The organism is Vibrio sp. M260118 (assembly GCF_036533755.1).
GTDB lineage: Bacteria > Pseudomonadota > Gammaproteobacteria > Enterobacterales > Vibrionaceae > Vibrio.
Window position 1 is genome coordinate 1 of sequence record NZ_JATABG010000535.1, and the last position, 1,738, is coordinate 1,738.

3 protein-coding genes are annotated in these 1,738 nt (G+C 44.2%); 2 read left to right on the top strand and 1 reads right to left on the bottom strand.

Translation table 11 applies throughout. The annotated features are described in order from the left end of the window. Positions 1-263: 263 nt before the first annotated feature. Entirely contained in the window at positions 264-458 is a 195-nt protein-coding gene (locus QTO00_RS19260) for a hypothetical protein (RefSeq protein WP_038202019.1), read from the top strand. A gap of 38 nt (positions 459-496) precedes the next feature. On the opposite strand, the gene QTO00_RS19265 is transcribed toward QTO00_RS19260, so the two are convergent. Further along, positions 497-1,279, bottom strand: coding sequence for an HAD-IIB family hydrolase (locus QTO00_RS19265; RefSeq protein ID WP_331426186.1), 783 nt, complete (start codon positions 1,277-1,279; stop codon positions 497-499). A 210-nt stretch (positions 1,280-1,489) separates the two neighbouring features. On the opposite strand from QTO00_RS19265, the gene QTO00_RS19270 reads away from it, so the two are divergent. Further along, positions 1,490-1,738, top strand: a 249-nt coding sequence (locus QTO00_RS19270; RefSeq protein ID WP_331426187.1) for an MFS transporter, incomplete at its 3' end; no start/stop codon positions are given.

A 1,738-nucleotide genomic window follows, 5' to 3' on the forward strand; every position in this document is an offset into this window, starting at 1 on the left:
GAAATAAGGCCAATACTGACTTCTGTATGCCACTCTAAGGGTTGGTTACTTCAGTTCGTCGTATAACCAAAAATATCGCGATCGCGGCCTACGGCCGCTCCATACAAAGAACCCCACTTAAAAAGTGGGGTTCGTCATCAATCTGAAAGGCAGAGAAATCTGCCTTTTTTGATCAAGCCGTATTTCAGCATGCGTGTTTTTATTAATGGGTTTGTCAATTAGGCTAAACTTAAGAGGTACATGATGTTGCTCTGGAGGTATGCATGGAGTTTCTAGTCCAGTTTGATGAAGAGGGTGTGTATCAGAACAATTCGTGGGATGTTCCCGTACCCTACCGTAAAGGCGAAGTACGGGCACTCAACCCTCTTATGGCTATGGTTCTGATTGAGCGTAATCAGGCCCATCTCTACACTCATCTAAAAGATAAGCGATTGGCGATATCTGATGACGAAGGGTGAAGGGGTATCAAGCAAAAGAGACATAGCTGACCAACTTGCTATGTCGCCTTTTGTATCAGTAACTGTCGGGTAAACTCAGCAAAACCAAACCCTCCGGGTAGTGACATGACTTTCGATGGCTTGTGGGTCAGTTTATCCCAGTATTGACGTATATTGTCGACGCCAACGGTAAATGGCAGTGTTTCAAACATTTGCTGATCATTGAGTGAATCACCGACATAACAGCATTTATTCAAGATATCTTGCTCTAATAGCCCTTTACTTTTGAGAAACGAGTAAGTGCTAGTTCGTTTTGAGTGAGCGCCATACCACGCATTAATATGGATTGAGCTTGCTGTCGCATGTGCACCTAAAGCGTGTATTTCTCTTACTATTTGATCAACCACATCACTTGCTAAAGGTTCGCGGTTCTGACCAATGTCAATGGCGACTTCACATAGGCGATAAGCTTGATCGAGAGTAAGGTTCACATCTGGGTACTCGGTGAGTATCGCCTCCACCTGATGTTTGAGTTTGGCTTGTAGAGACCGCATTTCATCAATTGGAACTGAACTCGAGAGGGTTACTCCTTTGCAACCTTTTTCTATGGTAAACGCGCCATTTTCTCCTAGAACAGCATCAACCGGCCACAGTTGAGCAATATGGTCGCACCAACCCGCGCACGCTCCAGTAACGGCAACAACTTTAATTCCATGTTGCTGTAGTTGGCTGAGCGCGACTAGTGCTTCTGTTGGAAGTTTTCCTTGCCAAGTAAGAGTGTCATCGACGTCAGTTAAGACCCATTCGATAGACTTCCACTCCTTTGAAAGTAAGTTTTGCATTGTGGTTGTCGATAGTAGTTGAGCCAGACTACTCATATTATGAGTATTTACTCAGAATTTCAGTGATGCTGATAGTGTTAATGAACTGTTGCTAACAACCTGTTGCTTTAGTGTGTCGTAAATGGAAATGCTTGTTGTCAAAATGGCAACAAGCTAAATGATCTCTTCTCGAATACTATCTTCGCAAACGATTTCTTTTGTGAGGTGGCTATGTCCCGATATCTTCTATGTGCATTTTCTTTTGTGCTGCTCTATCCAACAGCCATCGATCTTTACTTAGTCGGTTTACCTCAGATAGCGGCCGACCTTGCAGCGACAGAATCACAGCTCCATATGGCGTTTTCTATCTACTTATCGGGTATGGCTGTGACCATGTTGTTTGTTGGTCGGATTGCTGATCGCTTTGGCCGCAAACCAGTGGCGATAGTAGGCGCTATTGTTTTTGCCATTGCTTCTTGG

Bases quoted from the DNA above. Each gene is read 5' to 3' on its own strand.
- QTO00_RS19260 (WP_038202019.1), top strand. From the start codon at position 264: ATGGAGTTTCTAGTCCAGTTTGATGAAGAGGGTGTGTATCAGAACAAT.
- QTO00_RS19265 (WP_331426186.1), bottom strand. From the start codon at position 1,279: ATGCAAAACTTACTTTCAAAGGAGTGGAAGTCTATCGAATGGGTCTTA.